This is a genomic window from Pseudobdellovibrionaceae bacterium, from assembly GCA_023898385.1.
Lineage (GTDB): Bacteria > Bdellovibrionota > Bdellovibrionia > Bdellovibrionales > UBA1609.
In genome coordinates, this window is sequence record CP060220.1 from 507,589 (window position 1) to 528,924 (window position 21,336).

General features: G+C 46.9%; 19 protein-coding genes. 13 read left to right on the top strand and 6 right to left on the bottom strand.

What is annotated here, in order from left to right:
- Positions 1 to 420: 420 nt before the first annotated feature.
- From H6626_02055 to H6626_02075, 5 genes are all read left to right on the top strand, one after another.
- Positions 421 to 1,830 (top strand): thioredoxin domain-containing protein, encoded by a 1,410-nt coding sequence (locus tag H6626_02055; GenBank protein ID USN47896.1) that lies wholly within the window; start codon positions 421 to 423, stop codon positions 1,828 to 1,830.
- 263 nt (positions 1,831 to 2,093) lie between these two features.
- Positions 2,094 to 3,476 (top strand): thioredoxin domain-containing protein, encoded by a 1,383-nt coding sequence (locus H6626_02060; GenBank protein ID USN47897.1) that lies wholly within the window; start codon positions 2,094 to 2,096, stop codon positions 3,474 to 3,476.
- Between the two features lie 340 nt (positions 3,477 to 3,816).
- Entirely contained in the window at positions 3,817 to 4,455 is a 639-nt protein-coding gene (locus H6626_02065) for a hypothetical protein (protein ID USN47898.1), read from the top strand.
- A 1-nt stretch (position 4,456) separates the two neighbouring features.
- A complete protein-coding gene (locus H6626_02070) occupies positions 4,457 to 5,275 on the top strand; it encodes a hypothetical protein (GenBank protein ID USN47899.1) in 819 nt (272 codons plus the stop codon).
- 76 nt (positions 5,276 to 5,351) lie between these two features.
- Positions 5,352 to 5,618, top strand: a complete 267-nt coding sequence (locus tag H6626_02075) for a hypothetical protein (GenBank protein ID USN47900.1) — start codon at positions 5,352 to 5,354, stop codon at positions 5,616 to 5,618.
- Positions 5,619 to 5,622: 4 nt separating this feature from the next.
- Here the strand turns inward: H6626_02075 and H6626_02080 are convergent, their stop codons facing one another.
- Positions 5,623 to 6,309 carry a hypothetical protein gene (locus H6626_02080; protein USN47901.1) on the bottom strand — a complete coding sequence of 229 codons (687 nt, stop codon included), beginning with the start codon at positions 6,307 to 6,309 and terminating at the stop codon, positions 5,623 to 5,625.
- Between the two features lie 473 nt (positions 6,310 to 6,782).
- Here H6626_02080 and H6626_02085 point away from each other — a divergent pair, with 473 nt between their 5' ends.
- Positions 6,783 to 7,481, top strand: a complete 699-nt coding sequence (locus H6626_02085; protein ID USN47902.1) for a hypothetical protein — start codon at positions 6,783 to 6,785, stop codon at positions 7,479 to 7,481.
- A gap of 74 nt (positions 7,482 to 7,555) precedes the next feature.
- On the opposite strand, the gene H6626_02090 is transcribed toward H6626_02085, so the two are convergent.
- Complete coding sequence (locus H6626_02090) at positions 7,556 to 8,404, bottom strand: alpha/beta fold hydrolase (GenBank protein ID USN47903.1); 849 nt, start codon at positions 8,402 to 8,404, stop codon at positions 7,556 to 7,558.
- The gene (gene ttcA, locus H6626_02095; protein ID USN47904.1) at positions 8,380 to 9,210 is read right to left on the bottom strand and encodes a tRNA 2-thiocytidine(32) synthetase TtcA; all 831 of its coding nucleotides are present in this window, start codon (positions 9,208 to 9,210) and stop codon (positions 8,380 to 8,382) included. The genes H6626_02090 and ttcA overlap by 25 nt, the downstream gene beginning before the upstream one ends.
- Before the next feature lie 325 nt (positions 9,211 to 9,535).
- Between ttcA and H6626_02100 the strand changes: the two genes are divergently transcribed.
- Complete coding sequence (locus tag H6626_02100) at positions 9,536 to 10,024, top strand: hypothetical protein (GenBank protein ID USN47905.1); 489 nt, start codon at positions 9,536 to 9,538, stop codon at positions 10,022 to 10,024.
- 34 nt (positions 10,025 to 10,058) lie between these two features.
- On the top strand, positions 10,059 to 11,048 hold the full coding sequence (locus H6626_02105; GenBank protein ID USN48930.1) for a tRNA-dihydrouridine synthase family protein: 990 nt from the start codon (positions 10,059 to 10,061) through the stop codon (positions 11,046 to 11,048).
- A gap of 46 nt (positions 11,049 to 11,094) precedes the next feature.
- Here H6626_02105 and H6626_02110 read toward each other — a convergent pair whose 3' ends face one another.
- Together H6626_02110 and H6626_02115 are read right to left on the bottom strand one after the other, a co-directional pair.
- Positions 11,095 to 13,731: a zinc-dependent metalloprotease gene (locus tag H6626_02110; GenBank protein ID USN47906.1), complete on the bottom strand. Its 2,637-nt coding sequence runs from the start codon at positions 13,729 to 13,731 to the stop codon at positions 11,095 to 11,097.
- Between the two features lie 147 nt (positions 13,732 to 13,878).
- Positions 13,879 to 14,553, bottom strand: coding sequence for a hypothetical protein (locus tag H6626_02115; GenBank protein USN47907.1), 675 nt, complete (start codon positions 14,551 to 14,553; stop codon positions 13,879 to 13,881).
- Between the two features lie 243 nt (positions 14,554 to 14,796).
- On the opposite strand from H6626_02115, the gene H6626_02120 reads away from it, so the two are divergent.
- Positions 14,797 to 15,684: an ankyrin repeat domain-containing protein gene (locus H6626_02120; GenBank protein USN47908.1), complete on the top strand. Its 888-nt coding sequence runs from the start codon at positions 14,797 to 14,799 to the stop codon at positions 15,682 to 15,684.
- A 159-nt stretch (positions 15,685 to 15,843) separates the two neighbouring features.
- Entirely contained in the window at positions 15,844 to 16,596 is a 753-nt protein-coding gene (locus H6626_02125) for a hypothetical protein (protein USN47909.1), read from the top strand.
- Here H6626_02125 and H6626_02130 read toward each other — a convergent pair.
- Positions 16,593 to 17,093, bottom strand: coding sequence for a YiiD C-terminal domain-containing protein (locus H6626_02130; GenBank protein ID USN47910.1), 501 nt, complete (start codon positions 17,091 to 17,093; stop codon positions 16,593 to 16,595). The genes H6626_02125 and H6626_02130 overlap by 4 nt on opposite strands.
- 69 nt (positions 17,094 to 17,162) lie before the next feature.
- On the opposite strand from H6626_02130, the gene H6626_02135 reads away from it, so the two are divergent.
- The 3 genes from H6626_02135 to H6626_02145 are packed head-to-tail and all read left to right on the top strand — an operon-like array spanning position 17,163 to position 21,241.
- A complete protein-coding gene (locus tag H6626_02135) occupies positions 17,163 to 18,953 on the top strand; it encodes an adenosylcobalamin-dependent ribonucleoside-diphosphate reductase (GenBank protein ID USN47911.1) in 1,791 nt (596 codons plus the stop codon).
- A 15-nt stretch (positions 18,954 to 18,968) separates the two neighbouring features.
- Positions 18,969 to 19,562: an RNA 2',3'-cyclic phosphodiesterase gene (thpR, locus tag H6626_02140; GenBank protein USN47912.1), complete on the top strand. Its 594-nt coding sequence runs from the start codon at positions 18,969 to 18,971 to the stop codon at positions 19,560 to 19,562.
- On the top strand, positions 19,562 to 21,241 hold the full coding sequence (locus H6626_02145) for a Na/Pi cotransporter family protein (protein USN47913.1): 1,680 nt from the start codon (positions 19,562 to 19,564) through the stop codon (positions 21,239 to 21,241). Before thpR ends, H6626_02145 begins: the two co-directional genes overlap by 1 nt.
- The last annotated feature ends 95 nt before the right edge of the window (positions 21,242 to 21,336 follow it).

Sequence of the window (21,336 nt, forward strand, 5' to 3'; positions counted from 1 at the left end):
ATGGCGCCTTTTTGTAGATAAGTTTTTATTTTACAGAATAAAAACCGTATCTCAGGAACTTTTTTTTAAATTTCAAGTGGGTTGGGGACGCTCTCTTCATCTGGTTCGAATTACAATTGGGCGCACCAAAAGCCGACACGCCCGAGCTGGCAGACTCCATGGCCTCGCGGTGACACCAGGCGGTTAAGGTGATGAAGTGGCCGCAAGAGATCTCCGATTTCCCCGCGGGCCGTCCCCATGATCGCGCGGTGACACCAGGATGTTAAGGCCACGACGTGGTCGCAAGAGATTTCCAGTATCTGCGCGGGCCGTCCCCATGATCGCGCGGTGATACCAGGTGATTAAGGCACCTCACGTCGCTGCGCAACGCAAAAAGTAAAGGGATACCTTTCAAGGTGTCGGGTTTTTTCTTACACTCAAATGATGAAATTAAATCTATTGTTAATCTTCGGTTTGAGTTTGCTGATTGGTTCCTGCACGAAAAAGGCTGAGGAAACTGTTTTAAAACAGGTTTCTGCAGAGGGAGTGGTTTTTAAAGAGTCTGCTGAGGCGCTTTCTCCTCTGGCGTTGATGCGGACGCCTTTGGCCGCGGTGGCCACTGTTCATGATCAGAGTATTACACTTCAAGATGTGCAACCGGGGCGGGCGCTGCAGGATTTGTCGCAAGAAATTGTAGATTTGCAGGCGGCTATGGTTGTGGGGTGGGCTTCGGACAAGTCGGCGAGTGAGGCCGTATTCTACGGTCAGCCCACACCGCAGGGGATGGCATTGGCGCTGAAGCGACTCGGTCTCAATCTGCCTCCCGATTTAAACTTGAGTTACTCCGAGGTCACAGAAGAAACTCAAGGAGTGGCTTTTGTGGGGGATCAGTGGGTGACACAGGATCAATTGCGTTCAAAGAATCTTTATTTAGCCACGCTGGAGCGGTTGCTGTACCAGGGGATTCTCAAGGCCACGGCCCAGCTGATACAGCAAAAAGTGCTCTTTGAACGAGCTAAAAGTGCAGGCAAAACCGTGGAAGATTATCTGTTGGAAGACGTGTTTCATGGTCAAATGGAATTGAGTGACGAGGAGTTTTTGCAATTCTTAGAGGCAAAAAATATCATTGAGGCCGACCTCAATGACCGACAAAAGACAAATCTAAGGGCCGCAGCCCTTGAAGAAAAAAAGAATGAAGTGACCAATGAGATGTTAAGAGAAGGTTTTGCTAAAGATCAGGCCATATTAAACATGGCTCTGCCTTCCGTGAAAATCTCTCTAAATAGCGAGTGGGTTGTGCCCTACAATGAGGCCCCCAATGCGTTGACGGTAGATGTCTTTGGCAATTTTATCAATCAAGCCAGTCGTGAAACTCTCTTGAGTCTCATGCACTATGTGGATAGTCATCCCCAGAAGGCTCAGTTGAGATTTCGTTTTTATTATTTAGATCGGCCGGTAGAAAATAAAATGGTGTCCGAAGCGGCCATGTGCATTTACGATCAGGATCCCGCTCAGTTTTGGGCTTTTGCGAAAGCTATGGTTCTGCTTTCAGGTCAAATTCTAGAGGCGCAGGTGCATAAGGCGGCCGAAGATCTAGGCCTCGACTTTAAAGCCTATAAAAAGTGTTTTTACTCGGGGGGGTACCGAAAGGTGGTCGCCTACCATTTGGATTATGCAGAGCACATAGGTGTGAGAGCCCAGCCCACCGTGGTGTTTGGCGAACAGGTCTTTGTGGGCACCACACAATCAGGTGACTTGGTACAAATGATAGAGAACGAGAAGGTCCTCGTAAAACCGAAGGGCCTTTGGCAAAGGTTCATTGCCAAGGTCAGATCGTGGCTTAATTATTAAGGCGACCTAATGCTGGGATGAAGATGTGGCGATAATTCTGACCGCCTTAACAGCGATTCTCTAAGTCATCTCACTGCAATTTGAATTTCAATACAGGCCCATTCTCCGAACACCTCAGCGCCCTTAAGTTGATTATGGAACTAGACCTCCGTCCTGATCCGTTCTCTTGCTAAGAGGTCATGGGTCATGTTTCAATGGAAGTCGGAGCCTAATTTTTAATCTCTAGGGTCAGTCAACGTCGAATGTTCGCAGTCGGGGGATTTATGAGACGATGTGCAGTAGCTGTTGCCGCATTATTAATGACAACCACTTTGTCGTGCACCAAATCGGGTCACAAGGGTGAAGATAAAAAACCCTACGTCGTCAAGCAAAGTCCCGAGCCAGGATTAGTGGCTCAATTTAAAGACAAAAAGATCACAGAAGAATCTTTACTTGAACGATCGGGATACTTACGCGACCTGGTTTCTGAAATAGAAAAAGTAAAAATCGTAATGCTCTACCGTGAAGCTGTAAATCACCTGTCAAAAATCGAAGGTGATGAGAAAGTGGCCCTTGAATTTGTAGCCAAAGAGCCAAAGCCCAGTTTTGAGCAGTCGTTAACAAAGTACGGGATAGAAGTAAACCCAAGAATCAAAGTGAGTTTTAAGACTCCTGCAGAGGGCGAGCCCCAGGGGTTTTCGGCCCAATTTATGGGGGAGGCGTGGCCAGCTCAGGGCTTTAAATATAACCATGCGTCACTCTATGAACTTGAAAACAAATATTTTGATTCGCGTTTAAAAATTCTAAACGACCTTTTCACACGCCGTGTGATTTTCTCCGAAGCCAAAGATTTCGGAATGCCACCTGAAAACTACATTCGCGAAAAAGTGTTGGGCGGCGACATCACCGTGACCGAAAAAGAAGTGGACGAGTTTATTGCAAAGACAATCCCCGCTGGTGACCCTGTTGATGAAAACCTGCGCCACCGCTTAGAGGATATTTTAAAAGAAAATATCAGACAGGCAAAAATGAAAGCCTACGCTGAAAAAATCTTTGCACAATCTCCTTATGAAATCTACTTTTCAGCTCCCACGCGTGAGTTGAGCACCACCTATGAACTGGCTCCCATCCTCGGGCGAGAAGAAGCCCCGATTACAGTAGAAGTGTTTGCTGGATTTGATTGCGCCGAATGTGCTGAAGCGGTGAAGTACGTGGAGAAGCTAAGAGTCCAAAATAAGTACGATGTACGCTTGGCTTTTCGGCATTTTTTCCCTGAGTGGAAGCGAGAAAGTCGAATGGTGGCTGAAGCGTCCATGTGTTTAAAAGAGCAGGGCGATAAAGTTTTTTGGAAGTTCTATGATAAATTCGCCGAATCCGGCAAAGAGCCCACTGAAGCCAACATCAATGAAGTGGCCGGGGCCTCAGGCGTAGATATGGATGAGTTCAAGGTGTGTTTTCTCAACCGAAAAACCAAAGACGAAGTGGCGGCCCACCTCGATTACGCCAAGCACTTAGGCATTCGCATTCAGCCCACCGTGGTTGTGGAAGGAAAAATCTTTTCAGGTCTAGATCACCTGGAAGACATTCAGCCACTGGTTGAAGACGAGATCAGCAAGTTTGGATGGAAATACAAAATCAAGCGCTTCTTCCATAACCTGTTCAACTAACTGAAGGTATCCGGCTCCCTTTGTTTACCAACTGTGGTGTTTGCACGCGGGAGATTCTTCAATTATTGCAAAAGGCATTATAATCATAAGGCACTCTTGATGTTGATGCGGTCATCCTTGCGGCGCCGTAGTTCGGCAAAGCCTCTAAAGGTATCCCTTTCCTTTTTGCGTTGCACAGCGCTACGTCGTAGCTGCTGTGCAACGCAAAAAGGAAAGGGATACCTTTAGGGACCAAGACCTAAATCCTAGTCCTTTAGTCCAAATGTCTCAAAGTGATAAATGTTTTTAAAATATCTGCCGAAGAGAAGTTGAACAACTTTATTATTTTGGAAATGTAAGGATGCTGATCCAAAACTTTATCACAATAAAGCACCTGATTATCTCAGTCATCGCTATGGCTGCGGTGCCTTGTTTTGCCCAGAATCAAACACAAAAAAATGCGGCCTCCGGCAACCGCGTCGTATTCAGTTGGGGCTTTAGCTACAACGAAGACCGTCGTGAAGACGACAATCAATCTTCTCAAGTGGAAGGCCTTACGGATTTGCGATTAGGCTACCAGTGGCGACAGGGGTGGTATTTGGGACTTTATTATGGCTATGAACAAGAAAAAATCAAAGCCAACGATTACCCAGTGGTTGGTCTTTACCGAGACTCCAGGCATACCCGTGTGGGCTATGGCCTTACCGGGGGATACGTATATGGAAGCTTTTATGGAATGTTCAACTATTTGCCCATTTGTGAGTGGGAGCTTCGTGATGTCTCCACAACCAGTGTGTTTCGTGGAGGAAGTGGCTATCAGATAGACTTTGGAATCAACTTTGAATTCTTTGGCAGCCCGAATTTTCTTTTAGGACCTCGGTTGAGCTACAAATACGCCGAGTATTCAAAAGAAAAAACGAGCTCCTCAGAAACCGAATTGTCACCGAAGCTAAAAAGAACAGCACTAGATCCTTACTTTATTCTTTGGTTTGAGTTTTAGTATGAAGTATTTTGTATTTACCATTTTAGTTCTTCCGCTTTTGGCCTGCCACAACTTTGATTTGGGAGCGCAAGTGGTACAGGCGACCAGTGAATGCGAAGCACCCATTGATCCCATTGAGCCACCGCCGGATCTGCCAGGGAGATCGCCCGCAAACACCACGGGATATTGCACTGATGTGGAACTGCAAGGCAGTTGGCAAAGTGGCACAACGTGCCTTGAACAAGGCGTAGCTAACACCAATCGCTTAATGATTGTGGCCATTACTACAGAGTACACGTCAGGGAATCCGAAAGCTGTGACATCAGTGAGTTGGGGTGGGCAGTCGCTGGCACAAGTGGCGGAGGCGGTATCTAATAAAACGGGCGGCGGATATGGTACGGGATCAGATGTATGGTTTCTGTCAGAAGCAGATATTCAAAATGCCACAGGGTCATCTCTTTCTATTGCCCACTCGGGTACATTAGACTCCTACGGTGTTTATTGTGCCTTTTTCTCAGGTGTGAGCCAAGCAAGCCCCTTTTCAGGTACAGCTACCGATAGCGCAACAAGTTCGACAAGCGCGTCAGCAAGCCTAGCCGGCGTAGAGTCCGGTCTTACAATATTAGTAGGCGGGTTTGGTGATCCGATTGGTAGCAACACATTGGCAATTACAGAGCCTGAGTGGACGACCGTAGGCACGCAAGAATTTAACAACCAGGCCTCACAAATAGTTGGATATAAAACCACCACCGACACCACTGTGGATACAGGCACGATCACGCTCACGACCAGTAACCGGCGGCCCCAGATCGTTCTGGTCAATCTGCAGCCCATGTAACACATAGCAAAAATAATTGCCCATTTTCTTTTTCTCCAAACCGGTTTACCGTCAGGTGGAAACAGGAGGGAGAACTATGAAATATTTAATTTTTGCCGCGCTAATGGCTTTACCCATTTTAGTTTTTGCGGGTGATGACCAAGAAGACTACTCCATATTGAGAACAGAAACCATACGCCCTTGTTCTTCGTGGAGGTATTTTAACGGTGGCACAAACGGCTCTGGGTATATATGTTCGTTTACGGGTTCCACCATATATGTACCGACGGCCGATACCGTACTAGATCTTGAACGGCGCATTCGCGACCTCGAAGCGCGCATTCAGCAGCTAGAAAATAAATAATTTTTTAAGAAAAATATTTGGCAATAGAGGCCAGATCTTCTTCGATGTCAGAGTTAACCAGGTAGGCAAAGCTATCTAAAATAACGATGGCATTTTTACCAGCATCCTTTTGGGTGGCCACTCGTAGACGCTCGAGGATGCCGAGGTTCACATGGTGGGCGGCATCGTAGTGGCGCGGTAGGTTTTTTAGCTCAAAATCAGGAGCCTCTCCGCGTTTCATCGCAAAATACTGGCCCAACAAATAATGAGACGTGGCCCGAACCAAGGTTTCATTGACATCAGAAAAGGGCAAATGAAAGCGAGCCATGGATCTAAAAAATCCCATATTTGGGCAGCCACTTGTGGCCATCACAAGGCCCAAAATAGATTGCATGCCCACTTGTAACGACGTCTTTTTGGCGTAGTGACGCTCGTTACAGGTAACAACCACGCGAGAGGTTTCGTGCGATACCTTGTCCCTAAAAGCATGAATCACGGGGAGTAGGTTTTTAGCCACCGGGCAGGTGGGATTGTCTTCAGAGCTTAAGGGGCAGTGCGAGCATTTTTCAAAATCAAGATTAGTCCACTCAGGCAGAGGTTCTGAAATTTTGTTGATCACAGTCAGTGAATCGTCATTAATTTCATAGGAGAAGGTAAACGAATCTCCATTATCACTTTCAAAGTGATATTTAAACTTTACTGTGTCGCTCATACCAGGGGGCTCGCTTTAAATTGGTAATGATTTGCAGCAATGTTTTCTAGAATGCATCTAGAGTCTCATCTTGATTAAGAATCCCATATATTTCACAAGTTGATAGCTGGCTAAAGGTAGGGTTTTTTGAAAAACAGCAAACAAGTTTGACGAATTCCCCGCAGTTTGAGGGGGATCGCCGAAGAAATATTTCTACATCATCAAGTAACACATGTAGTCATGTATCGAATTGAAAAGCGTCGCAGCCATTTCGTATCAAAACAATCCGCGATGAAAGTCCAGAAAGACTGGCAAAAGGTCTAGGTATCAAACAGCCAAGAACAAGTTGACGATAAAACCGAGTTTCCTCCCGCTTTTGCGCTCCTGTGGCGGAATAGCGGTTGCAATGAATCATCATTGAATCGTCCTCGGCTAGCGTTTCAAGGAAGAGGCGTGGCGGACAAGGACAAAAATTTTAAAATGTGGGGGAACTTATGAAAGGAACAAAGATTAAATTCATCGCTTTGGCATTGTTATTGGGTGCCGGCCTTAGTGGATGTCAAAACTATATGGAACCCATTTCTGAAAATCCAGTGACCACAGGTTCAGAGGCTATGGACGTGGACCTGGGCTTGGACGCGGTGAATGCTGAAGCCCTCAGTCTTGAGGCTTCCATTGAAGCGAGTGTTTCAGAAATAGACGGCATCACCAACTCAGATGCCTTCAAAGTGAACTTCGGGAGCATCACCAGCATATTGTTGGGCGATATGCAGACCAGTTTGCGTGATGTTCTTGGGCAACTAAATACGCGACTGGATAAAGCGCGAACAGCTATTGATAAAGCTCGCATTAAAATAGATAGTCGATTGGCGATGCTTTCGCCAGACAATCCGGCTCACCAATTGGCTCTTTCACAAATAGCAGATCTTAATGATCGATTGGATCATTTAGAAGCTAAAGTGGACGCTGCTGTTGGGCGAGTAAAAAACAAAGCCGGAAAACTCATCGTAAAAATCGATGATGTGATTAAGAAGGTAAAAAGAAATCCCATTTTGAATCTTCTTTTGCGCGTGGCTTTATCACAATTTCGCGGTGGCGTGGCCGGCATTTTTATCGATCTTTTGGGTTTTGGCCCAGATGGATCTGATAGCGGCTTGGGTGATCTAGTTGGTTTATTGCCGCAAGAAGTATAAATTAATTAATAGGGGGCCTGATTTTCAAATGTGAAAAGCGGGCCCTTCACCTCGTCACGAGTATTTTTAATCTGCTAAGATTCTGCGCCCAAATGAATTTCAATGTCTTTTAACATTTTTTTCCACTGCTCGGGGCCCACTGATTTTTCGTCAATAATTAAATGGTGATATTTTCCCTTAAGCGACGAGCCATCGTTGCTGACAGGGACGGTTTTCCAGCGCTTGAGTGAATGGGCGGAAATAAATTTTTTAAGTTTTTCAAAGCTGACTAGTTCATCCTTAGGGTCAATAAATACCAAAGTGGATACATCAAGCTCTTGAGGTCTGGCTTTTTGCTCCACTTCATCAACAAGGGCAAATAGGGCTTTATAAGCGGCGACACTGGTGCCAAGTTGAGCTTGATACGATTCAGGCGACCAGCTCTTTAAAATATAGTCATCTCCAAAAAGACCAAACATCTTCACCCATCGGGTAAAAAACTTCGGTGTAATAGCTGGGGCTAAAAGCACCATTTTATCAAACCGAATTTGTTTCTGCGGATTTTTTTCTAGCTGCAGGCTTAGACCAATAAGCGCCCCCAGCGAGTTACCCACAAAATACAAAGGGACCTGGTCTTTTGCCGCTCGGCTTTTTGCAGCGGAGTAGAATTCAAAAAATGACTCTGTCCATTGAGCGCGAGTGACGGTCTTCATGTTGTTTAAAGGCCCAAAGTGGCCCGGCAGACTCACCCGGTAGGCGGCAATTTTTATTTCAGCCAAGGCCTGAGCCAAAGAGTCCATGCCGGAAGGTTTAGAGTTCAGACCATGCACAACAAGGGCAATGGCCATTGGCGAGCCGTGTGGTTCAAACCACTGATTGCCATCGGCTTTGGCAAAAAGGCCATGGACAAAAATAAGGGCTAGCGCAAGGGCGAATCGGAGCATAACGACGACTCACTTTCGCTCATTGGCACAAGGTCAGCAAAGCCAAATAACTGAGTGTCGGCCAAGTGAGAGGGAACCACATTTTTTAAGCTGCGCAAGATTTGATCCAAGCGGCCGGGGGTGGCGCTTTCCCATTGTTGCAGCATTTTTTTGATCACCTTTCGTTGCAGATTCTCCTGCGAGCCGCAAAGGTTACAGGGAATAATGGGAAATTGCCGCGACTCTGCAAACTGAGCAATCAACGGCTCGGGGCAATAGGCGAGGGGCCGAATCAAGATATGTTTTCCATCGTCACTTCGAAGTTTTGGCGGCATAGTTTTTAATTTGCCGGCATAAAACATATTTAAAAATAATGTTTCCAGTAGATCTTCGCAGTGATGTCCCAACGCAATCTTAGTTGCGCCAATTTTTTCAGCAAACCCATAGAGGATTCCTCGGCGCAAACGCGAGCACAGAGAGCACATGGTTTTACCTGCAGGGATGTTTTCTTTCACCACACTGTAAGTGTCGCGCTCCAGTATGTGGTACTCGATGCCCAACTGCTCGAGGTACCGCGGCAGAATATCAGCTGGATAATCGGGTTGTTTTTGATCCAGGTTAACCGCCACCAGACTAAATTGGACGGGTGCTTTTTTCTGCAGAGTTCGCAAGATATCTAAAAGGCTGTAAGAGTCTTTGCCACCCGAAAGACAAACCATCACCCGATCGCCCTCAGTGATCATGGCATAATCTTTAATAGCTTCCCCAACCAGATGCCTGAGACGCTTTTCAATACCTAAATGTGAAGCAAGAGTTTCTGTTTGCATGCCCGGCTATCCATATCGCTGAGTGTGCGTTGAGTCAATTGGCGTCACAAGGAGGATGTGATACACCGGAGACCGAACTTCAGCCCCCCGCGCCGACCGAAGACCCAAGCCCGAGGGAGTCCCGCGGGTCCTGCGCTCGCGTTGTGCATGGCGTATCCGGGTTGCGGCACGCTAGTGACGCAATCCGAAGACGACATGCGGCCAAAAGCGACAGCGGGACCCGCGGGACTCCCTCGGGCTTGGGTCTTCGGTCGGCGCGGGGGGCTGGAGTTCTAGAGTTTGATTTGGATCTGGTGGTGTGAGGGCCAAAGAAAGGTTGGTGTTTATGTTGATTCGTCGGGTGTTGGTGTTCTTTTTAATGTTTAGTTCGTTGTCTTTTTCATCAACGGGGCATGCGGTTTATACCTCGGTGCAGGGGCGAGCCGGTGATGTGGGGCTTGGTCTTTTGATTGGTGTGCCTGCGGCTATTAGCGGAAAATATTGGCTGCAGTCAGATCGGTTTATTGATGGAGCCTTGAGTTGGAACAGCTTAGATAGTGGTTGGTTTTATGTTCATAGCACTTATTTGTGGAATCGTCGGGACGTGCTACTGATAGATGACGTGAAACTTGATATTTATTATGGAGTCGGCGGAGCGTTTTATCAAAACTTTGATGGTGACACCCATCTGGGGGTGAGAACTCCGGTGGGGGCGAGTTATCGCTGGAAGAATCCTTCCATTGAGGCGTTTGCCGAATTGGATTTGACAGTCCATTTGACACCTGGGCTTGGCATTGCTCCTGGACTTGGCGTTGGTGCCCGCTACTTTTTCTAAGCTGGGAGTCAACTTCCCTGTATTTCTAGCTCCCATGGTGGGGCTCTCTCACGTGGCCATGCGTGGCCTGGTTCGTCGCTACATGCCGGAGGGGGCTGTGACTCTATGGCCCACTGAGATGCTCAATAGTCGCCGCCTGCCGCTGCAAAAAGTGGGAGAAACTCCTGAAACATTAAAGTCTGATGGCGAAACCCATTTAATGCCGCAAATTTTGGGCAATGATGAAGACAACATCTCGCGATCCCTTAGAAAACTCGAGCCTTGGGGTGCCGTGGGTGTGGATATCAACATGGGCTGTCCCGTTCAAAAGGCACTCAAACATAACTACGGTGTGGCCTTAATGGGAGATGCCGACTATGCCGCAAAAGTGGTGGCGATGACGGTGAAACATTCAAAGGGTCCCGTGTCGGTCAAGTTGCGTGCCGGTGATCAGGGCGATTTCAACTATTTGTCAAAATTTTCTCAAGGGCTGGTGGATGCTGGGGCCGCTTGGCTTTGCCTTCATCCTCGAACAGCGGGTCAAAAACGACGGGGTAATGCCGACTGGTCGCAAATCGCTGAGCTTAAAAAAAGTATTTCAGTGCCTATTATTGGTAATGGAGATGTGCAGGTGGCAGAAGATGCTCTACAGATGTTTGAGCAAACTGGATGCGATGGCGTGATGATTGGACGAGCCCTTACTGCAAGGCCGTGGATGCTATGGCAATTGGGCGCGAAATGGGGATGGCCCAATCCGCCAGGGTTTAGTGGGGATCCACCCAAAACCGGCGAAGAAGAAGCGCAGGCTTATGGTGAAGCCTTAAAATTTTTATTGAATGAACATCAAAAATACTTCGCTGAAAGTTTGGGCTTAAGAAAATTTTTGTTTTTTGTAAAAGTGAGCTCGCCGTGGTTAAACTTTGGTCATCCTCTGTTTGCCAAAGTCAGTGGTTGTAAAACCTATGTCCAGGCGGCCGAAATATTAAATGAATTTTTTAAATCTTCACAGTTGCGAATGACCGATAAAACAAATCTGCGTTACTAGATGTAAAAAAAAAACGGGGGTTCCCAAAAGGGGCCCCCGAGGTCGTTTACTGCAGATGCGGGAGCAATGATTTTTGTTGCATCACCCACTGCCGCAAGGGTCGTGATAGCTCGCCCTCTTTGATGTCTTTAAAGTTTTCGCCCACGCCGTGCTCAATGATTTTCACATAAAGAGATTGAATGCGCTGCCTTGATTCATAGGACCAGTCCACAAGATCCCCTTTTTGTGAAGTCAAAAGCTGGGCTGCCACGGTTCGGGTCTCAAGGTCATAGGTAAAAGTGGGTGGCACCCATTTTTTGGGTTTGTCCTCTTCACCTTCTTTTTTGGCCTCATCGCTTTCGGACGATTCCTTCATTTCGCTGGCTATTTCTGAAAGCAATTCGGTCGGGACTCCCGCAGTGAGAACAGCTTCGACCATGTTTCCAAGATGACTTTCGATGGCGTAAAGTGAAGATGGCTCCACAAATTCAGAAGCCCCAGCTAAACCTTTAAGCTGTGCCTTTACGAGACCCTCTTCGATGGCCGCGAAATATTTTTCGGCAGTATCCCTGATGAGAGCCAAATCGGACTCTGTTAGAGTGTATGACTCGCCATTGCCACCCACACCTTGAATCACCCCAGGCCGAGACAAATAGTCTTCAAGGGCGGCGGTGAGACCTTCAGCAATAGGGAGGTCCGAACTGGATGTGTTGGGCAGGTATTTAAATAATATGGCTTCAACGCCACCGTTTTTGTTGGTGAATTTTCTCACTTGTTCAAAGCGCATAGCATTCACTTCGTCCAAGTTGAGAGCGCCTACTGCAGGAAACTGCCTTTCAATTTGAATGGACTGCACACCTTCAGAATACCAACTGGCCGCACTCACAAGGGGACTTACAAATTGGGAAATAGCGCTTTGTGGGTCCGGTAGAATTTCAGTTAATTCTTTACGGGCCTCTTCATTCAGCGGGGTTTTGGCGCGGATGTAGTCCTCTACGAGTCCTTGCGCAATTTTTGTAATGGCAGATTTGCGATTCCAGTTGGCGTACTCCATGGGGTCTGAGCCAGAGTCAAATCGATTGCAATCAATATAACTTCCGGCATGGGAGTCAGTACAAAACAAAGTTTCATTGGTCTTCGCCAGAGGCCTGTTGTTGTAGCCCCACTGAATGGCATCATAGTCGTAGTCCAGTGCATCGGGGCGGTCTTGCATCATGGCACCTGTGATGACATCGTCAGCAAAACCCAAGTAGTCCATCACCGTGCTGGTGAGAGTCACTTGTCGAAAATGCGGCACTTCACGCGTTAATATATAGTGATAGAAGTGTTCATCACGTTCTTCATTGGTGATATTTGCGGCCAGTGTGCCGGCAAAGTTGTGGCGAAGCCCCAAGTTGTGACCCACTTCGTGGGCGGTAACCACTCGAACAAAATCTTGTGAGAGTCGGGCTAAGGCTTCATCACTCGCGCCAGACGACAGCGCCGTTTCTAGCCCATGAATAAGATGTCGACTGAGATCCAAGTGACACAACCGTGCCGTTGGTAAAAATCGATGGCCCACGGTTTTCTCTGGGTTTTTGGCTTCGTCTTTAAGCCGGCGAAGAAGGCGTCTGGCATCAAGTCGGCCGCCAAAAGCAAATGCACTAGTGAGGTAAGTTTGAGCGTGGAGAATCTCACCCGTGCGTGGGTCCATCAAGGCATCTGCATAGGCAAAACCAGCATAATCCCACGGAACCCACTGTACAAGGTTATGATGTGCGGCCGGAGCTGTGACTCCGGCCGGAGCTTCAGCCACTTCAATCACTTCTTTGCCAAAGGCCTTGTTCCAATAGAGGATGCCCTCTTTGACCGCACTCTTATAGTCCTCAGGTGTGTTCGCGCTATAGTAAAATTGAATCTTTTTTGAGTGGTCAAATCTTGAAATCGGGATGAGGTTTCTTCCAGATCCGTCTTCATAAAAGGGTGGCACTTCAAAAAAGCCAACCCACTTAAAATCACTGGTGTATTTTGTCGAGAAGTTCGGATTATTTTTGTATGGCGAAATAAAGTATCGAATTTCCACAGAGGGTGCGGTGTTGTTGAGTCCCAGATCACCCGGTGCAACTTTCAATGCCACACCATTGACCTGTCCGATTTGTCTGATTTCAAGCGTGTTGTTCTCCATTCGAATGGAATCAATAAAGCTTGTTTGAATCGGCAGTGTTTCATAGGGATCGGGTCTTTGGCCAAAACCAGGGACGTAGTCGCTCGCAAACCAGTTTTCTAGCACGAAGGCTTTGTTCATGCCTTGGTTAAAATCCAATATAATACTGGTGTCGGTTTCTTCCACGATGGGAATCTCTGCCAAGATCAGCTTCGAAGGAAGATCCTCAGTAACCACATGGCCTTGAGTGGCTTCCATCAAAAACACAGAGTCGTTGTACTTTTTAAATGCCACCACTCGGCTTTGTAGGCCTTGGCTGGTCGGCGCGCCGGCTTGTGGGATCAGCGAGGCTCGCATAAGGTACTCTTTATCAAGTGCCCCTTTATTCAAAACAAGATGGTAGTTTTTGTGGTAAGCCGTCACAACGCCTTGGGCCGAAAATGACTCCTCCACCTTTTCTGAGGCCTTCACCGAAGTTGCGGAATTATCACACCCGAGAAGACTCGCTGCGGCAATGAATATTGTACTGATAACAGCTGATACAGCTCTTGTATTTTTCATGGACTCCCCCCCGAGAGATTAAAAAACTACCCAAGAGCTAATCAAAACATGAAAATTCTGCAAGATAATGCAGCATGACTCTAAAATTTATAGGATATTTGCGAGAAAGGGCCCACTAAATGGGCGCCTTCCTTATATATTTTATAACTAGTTGCGAGCTTGCAGTTGTTGAACGCGATTTTGCAATTGTTGAGCTTTTTGTTCAAGCTCGTAGGTTCGGTATCCCAACTCTCGATTTCTTTTGTTAAGGACCCGACGCTGTTTATTCAAATCGCGAAGAGCTTTTTCGTGTTTTTTGATGATGCGAAGAGCATTTTTTTGTCGCTTCGTCAGGGCTGTTTTCACTCGCTCAGCAGTCTTAATATCTTTGCGAGCCTGATCGCGGTCGGCTTTCACCTTAACGGCTTTTTCTTCCACTTGGCGAACATTGGCTTCAAGGGCTTCCACTTGTTTAGCGATTTTGTCTCGCTTGCTCATTTCTACTTCCGCTTGGGCCGCTACTTTTTTCTGAAAAGAACGTGATTTGTCATATCGCTTTTGCAAGTGGGCTGATTTTGTAACCAGTCGCGCTCGGTCTCGTCGAAGTCGTTCAATGTCTCGCTCTTTTTGACGAGCGTCTTTATTCAGGCGGTGTGTTTCTTGCTTTTCTAATTCAATGGCAGCACCTTCGCCGTATGACATCATTTCTTCGACGTCTTCCTCTAAATCCAAGGTATCCATCTTGTCGCCCAAAGCGTCTGAATTGTTGGCATGGGCCGATGAGAGTGTCATTGAGCTAATGAGCACCATGGCGGCTAAATAGGACCAAAATATCTTAGACATGAGAATTCTCCTTGTCATCTCACTGCCCACTAAAGGTTTGGGGCTTTAAGTGGGATTAGAGCAAGTTAGGGGCCGAAATCTAAGGCCATTTGGGGGCATTTCGTACAGTTAGAGGTGTTTTTATTTCTTAGGGGTGACAAAAATTGGCGGCCTTGGCACCATATCGTCATGAGGTGGAGTGTTCTTTTTCTATTGTTTTTGGCATCTTGTGCATCAAAGCCCAAGCCGAATTTGAATCCTGAGATGGGTCCAGCTGAAGGAGCCATTCCCATTGTAAAGTGGGCCGCTCGGGGGCACTTAGAAAAGGTCATCGGTCAGCATGAGGGCCAGAGTATTTCAGTGAATATTCAAAATTCCCAAGGCACCACAGCGTTGATGGTCGCCTGTTTCAATGGGCACAAGAATGTTGTGGAGTACCTTTTATCAAAAGGGGCTGATGTCTCACTAAAAGACCGTTGGGGGGCTACGGCTTTGCATTATGCGGTTCAAAAAAGTCGTGTGGAGGAAGTGGATCTATTGATTAAGGCGGGGGCGCCGCTAGAGTCAAAAAACGAGTTCGGTTTTACTCCGTTAATGATGGCCACTCGATTTGCTTCAGCTGAAACTGTGGAGCAGCTTATAAACAGAGGCTCGGCTCTTGATGCTGAAGCCGAAGACGGTTGGACCCCTGTGTTTTTTAGTATCCCGCGGGGCGAAATAGAAATTCTAAATATATACCTACAAAAAAAGGTGAACCTTGAAGTTACGGATGATTTTGGCGACACGCCCATGATCGTGGCCGCCCAGTATGGTCAGTTGGATATGGTTAAGGCGTTGAAAGCTCAAGGGGCTAAGATCGACGTTCAAAATTTTGAAGGGGAGAGCCCCTTTTATGTGGCGGTCAAAAATAATTTTCGGAAGTTGGCGCAATACCTTAATAAAATGGGGGCCAAGGTGAACCATCAACGTCTTGATGGGCGAACACCCCTGATGGAAGCGGTGTCTAATGGCAGCGAAAATATGGTGCAATGGTTACTAAAAGCAAAAGCCAAGGTGAATCTTCAAGACAAATCGGGTGCAACGGCCGTTGATCTTGCCCGATCGCTTAATAATGAGAAGTTGCTGGGCTTGTTAAATGGTTCAGTTAAATAGGCGAGTTTAATAGGTGACTCTGTTAAAAAACGTTACGCCTGTTGTTTCAGGGTGTTGCAGAGAAGCCTGTGTGTTTGCATTTGCTTAGATTTGGCTTTGGCCCCGTTTATGCTCTTCTTTTCTTTAGAGTTTTGAATGCACCAAAAATCGGGGGCTGAGATGTTGATAAGATGGGTGCTGATCCTAATCACCGAAGCTATGTTAACCGCGATGGTTCATGCCGGTGAGCATCCGCACACATTGATACTCGAATTTGGTGATTCTCATATAAGAGGGCATCATTTTTTGCCTTTGGCCGAGTTTCAACATTTCGCCCCCAACATGTTACGAGAAAATTCTTCTCAGTTAGTCCGGGTACAGGTGATCGCCAAGTCCAAGTTCGCGAATTCTGATTCTGAGGTGAGGGTGAGCTTAGGACAGTGGGAGTCACAGTGGAAGCCTGTACCCGGCGATTTGTTGTCGTTTAAAGAAAATAATGAAAAATCCTATCACCGAGTGGATTTCTTAGTGTTGTTAAATCCAACGTCTGAAAGCAAATCTCTACTTTCTGAGATGGAAGTTGAAGTGGCAGGAGAATTGAAGCTGAAGCGAGTGGTCATCGGGAGCGACTCAAGTAATATGGCCATGGACGAAGGTCGTTATGCCGAGTCAATGGACGTCAACTGTGAAAGTGACCCGTTGGTGTTTAAAACCTGCGCGGTGGATTCGCCTTACCCCATTGTCGATGTGGTCCCCATCGCCTCAAAAGTCACAGAACATTGCCAGATTCCTGAGAGTTTTGGATTTATTGGTTCTCGCCTTTGGGTAGACAAGGGTTGCAGCGGGCTTTTCAAGATTTACACAATGCCCAAGGAGCACTTCGAGGGGCAGTCAATTACAAGAAATGTAGAAACTCAGGCATTTAGCTTTTAAGGGTTTGGATTCTTTAGTGACAAAGTGAGTTTGAATTGGGCAATGGGAGTGTGGGGAGAACTAGCTAAAGCCGCAAAGGCATTAAAAGTGGCGTGCACCCTTTCGCCGCTGTTGTTTGCTTGCAGAACTAAATCTCTGATTGCATCCCCTTCGTTACAAATAAATAAGACGTCTTCAGTGGCTCGCTTTAAAAATTCTGCGGTAAAATCCTTAAACACAAAGTGCAATGAAATCTTAAGACTTCGCATGTGAAACAGAGCCAGGGCGCCTACGGATAAATCGGCGCCGCAGGCCAAGGCTCCAAAGTACATGGAGCCAACATGATTTTTTGAGCGTTTGGTTAACGGAATTCGCACAGTCACTTTGCTGCCTTCAATGGACTCAATTTTTGGCCACAAAAAAGCGAGCATGGGAATTTTGGCTAAGCCAAATCCGCGAAGAATCCAAGTGTATTGAAGTCGAGTGAGTGTATCTGCCACAAAAGAAATTATAGCCACATGGGGAGAACTTCAGCAACTTTTGTTTTTTAGGTAGAAATCAAAGAGAGACATTGTTAGAAATTAAATATGAAGAAAAACAATTCGCCAGAATCTCCCTTTAAGATCAGTCTGTCCCAACACATTTGGCAACAAAAGTACCGTTGGGTGGAGTCGGGTGAAGTGCGCGATCAAACCATCGAAGATACCTGGCAGCGAGTGGCCAGGGCGCTGGCCGCCAACGAAGTGAACAAAGTCAATTGGCAAGATGCATTTTTAAAGGCGCTTCAGAGTTTTTCTTTTCTGCCAGGGGGCCGCATTCTGGCCAATGCCGGCACCACTCACAGAGCCACATTGTTAAATTGTTTTGTTATGGGAACCCTAGGGGACTCTATGGAAGGGATCTTTGAGGGGCTCAAAGAAGGGGCTCTCACCATGCAGCAAGGTGGTGGTGTGGGTTATGATTTTTCACCGCTTCGACCAAAGGGCTTTTTAGCGCATGCGACCGGTCGAGTGGCCTCGGGGCCTGTTTCATTTATGAGAATATGGAACACCATGTGCGCCACAATTCTGACAGTGGGGGCCCGGCGCGGAGCGATGATGGCCACACTTAGGTGTGATCATCCGGATATCGAAGATTTTATTACCGCAAAAAGTTTTTCTGGGGAGCTGAAACATTTCAACCTCTCGGTATTGGTCACCGATGCATTTATGCAAGCCGTAGAAAAAGACGAAATGTGGCTTTTGGTGTTTCCTGTGGAGAAGGGAGACGACGCTGCCGGGGAGTATGTGGAACGCCGGTGGTCGGGTCAGAGTGAGGTGACCAGGTGCCGTGTTTGTAGAAAAATTCGGGCTCGGGATTTGTGGAAAAAAATATTAAAGCAGACTTACGAGTATTCAGAGCCGGGTGTTTTATTCATCGATCGTATCAATCAGCAAAACAACTTGTGGTACGACGAGCAAATCACGGCCACCAATCCTTGTGGTGAAATACCGCTTCCGCCTTATGGTGCTTGTAATTTGGGTTCAGTGAATCTGACGCAGTTTATTCTAGACCCCTTTCGGTCATCGGCGGCCTTTGATTTTGCCAAACTCCAATCGATGATTGGCGTGTATGTTCGCATGCTGGATAATGTGTTAGATATTTCTCACTATCCGTTGGGTCAGCAAAGAGCGCAAGTTCTAAAGGCTCGGCGAATTGGGCTCGGACTGACGGGTTTAGGCGATGCCTTGACCATGTTGAACCTTAATTATGGTGACGATAAGGCTTGTGAGTGGGCGTCCTCAGTTATGAAGATGATCTGCCATGAGGCCTATCGGGCTTCGATTCAGTTGGCTCAAGAAAAAGGGAGTTTCCCGCAGTTTGACCGCGCCAAGTTTTTAGAGGGGGCTTTTGTTCAAACTCTGCCTTTGGATATTCAGCAAGGAATATTTGATTTTGGATTGCGAAACAGTCACCTCACGGCCATTGCTCCAACGGGAACGATCAGTTTATTGGCAAATAATGTATCCAGTGGCATTGAACCAATTTTTGCTACAGAATATTCAAGAAAAATTTTGCAACAAAATGACCGCTTTAAAGATTATGTGGTGCGCGATTTCGCCAGGCAAATTTGGGAAGAGGTATATCCAGGTGCCCCGATGCCTCAGCATATGGTCACGGCTTATGATTTGTCTCCAAAAGTCCATTTGAAAATGCAGGCCGCCCTTCAGCCTTATGTGGATAATTCCATTTCTAAAACGATCAATGTGCCAAAGGCTTTGAGCTTCGACGACTTTGCCATGGTCTATGATTGGGCGTTCAAGTTGAACTTAAAAGGTTGCACCACTTACAGAGAAAGTGATGTGCGTGGCTCCGTCTTATCAAGTGGGCCATCATAGAGAAATGAGGAAGTGATGCAGCAAAAACGTTTGTTCTTCGGTATTCCGATGGGAAGTGATTTGGGGCTGGCCTTTCAGGACACCATGAAAAAGCTTAAGGCCAATGCAGATAAGAAAAATATTGAAGTTCAATGGGTACCTGAAGAAAATTTACATATCACTTTAAGGTTTTTGGGAGAAACGCCCGTAGATAGAATTTCAGACCTTGTGGGTTTAGTTGAGCCGATCTTAAGCGATACGGCAGGCTTTTCACTAAAGGTGCAGGGCCTCGGTGCTTTTCCGGATGACAATCATGCCCGCGTGCTGTGGGCGGGCGTCCAAAATAAATTGGCTCTTCGCCATTTACAATCGGCCATGGATGAGGCGGTTTTAGAGTGGGGCGGAGAAGAAGACGCACGAGAGTTTCACCCACACCTCACCGTGGGACGTATCCGAAAAACAAGAAGTGTCAGAGATTTGTTCTCGCCCTTTGTGCGAAAAAAATTTGGTGCGCTTTCGGCCAAAGAAGTCTGGCTTTTTGAGAGTGTTCAGCGTAGAGATTTTGCCCCAGAATACCGTCCTGTTCACAAATTTTTGTTAAAACCTATTGAAGTCGAGGATGAAATTTAATGGCATCCATTGATGTGTGGCAGTTTTTAGCTGGCCTCGGACTATTTCTTTTTGGTCTTATTCAGCTTGAAAGTTCGTTAAAGCTAATCGCCGGGCGATCCTTTAAAAAATTTTTGCGAAAGCAAACAGGCAACATGTTAAAGGCCATTCTCGGCGGAACGGTAGCCACCGCCATTCTGCAAAGCAGCAGTGTTGTGATGCTGATGGTGCTGGCATTTGTCGGCGCCGGCGTGCTGGATTTGCGCCATGCCTTGGGTGTGATACTTGGCTCAAATTTGGGCACAACTTTTACGGGTTGGATTGTGGCCGCTGTAGGTTTTAAAGTGGAGGTAGCTAGAGTCTCATTGCCTCTACTTACGTTGGGGACACTGGGCGCCATTTTGTTTGCGAGGCTTAAGATTTTGCGGCAGGTGTTTTTGCTGCTGGCGGGTCTTGGGTTTTTATTTTTTGGCCTCGACTTTATGAAAGCCGGGATGGTGGACTTGGCAAAAGTGGTGGATGTGTCCGAGTTCGCTGCGGCACCCGCTGTAGTTTTTCTCGTTCTCGGTTTTGTGCTGACGGCCTTCATACAATCAAGCTCCGCCATGATGGTGATCACCCTGAGTGCGATCGACGCCGGAGTCATCCCACTGCAGGCCGCGGCGGCCATTGTGATTGGTGCCGATTTAGGAACAACAACCACTGCGATGTTGGGGTCATTGGGCGGTATACCAGAGAAAAAACGAGTGGCATTGGCCCACTTTCTTTTTAATCTCATCACAGATTTAACCGCTTTTGCGGTTCTAGTTCCGCTGTTGCAAGGGCTCACCTCTATTGTAGGGGTATCTGATCCTCTTTTTACGCTGGTGGCTTTTCACAGTGCCTTTAACTTTTTGGGCATTTTATTGTTTATTCCGTTTCTTGGGGGATTTTCTCGGTTTTTGCAGAATCGATTCAAGGACGAGAGCGACAGCGTGGGGGTGTATTTATCAAAGGTACCTGTTACGGTTCCTGAGGCGGCGCTTGAGGCGTTGTATAACGAAGGCCGGCATTTGATGGGTCAGGTGGTGTCTATTAACAGCCATGTTTTTAAGTTGACCACTTCGTATTCCACCTGGCCAAGTCTGCCCTCAGAAGGCGGTCCCACCGATTTAATATCTAGTTATAGCTTTACACGAGAGTACGAGTTACTAAAGCGCCTTGAGGGCGAGATCCTTTCTTATGTGACGCACCTTCAGGGTGAACCTCTGCAACCCGACGAGTCCGAGAAATTGGCTCGGTCGTTGTCTGTTGTTAGAAACAGTGTGCAAGCTGTAAAATGTGTCAAGGACATTCGTCACGACCTCGAAGAGTTCGAAAGTGCCATAGATGACGACGTGGAGTCTCAGTATCAAAGTTTTCGGTTTCAAATCAAAGAATTCTACGAAGCTTTAGACGCAATTTTTCAAGTGAAAGAAGCGTCGGTAGTATTTGAAGAGTTGGCGCAATTGTTAAAACTAAGTCGCGAACAATACGACCAGGTCATGCGATCCGTTCATAAATTCAATGGGCAAGCGAGGCTTGGAGAAGGCATGGTGTCTGAGGTTCTCAACGTCAATCGTGAGCTCTATTTATCTAAGAAAGCCACAATCTTAGCTAGCAAGGACCTGTTGTTGTCAGTAACGGCAGCAAGAGATTTTGATAGTTTGCCTCATGCCTAGTAGGTTTAAGTGTTGCGGCAATGTGGGGCCGAAAGGCTGCAAACTAAAACAAAATGGCCATATGTTTTACAGGACTTTGGTCGACCTTCGTTTTG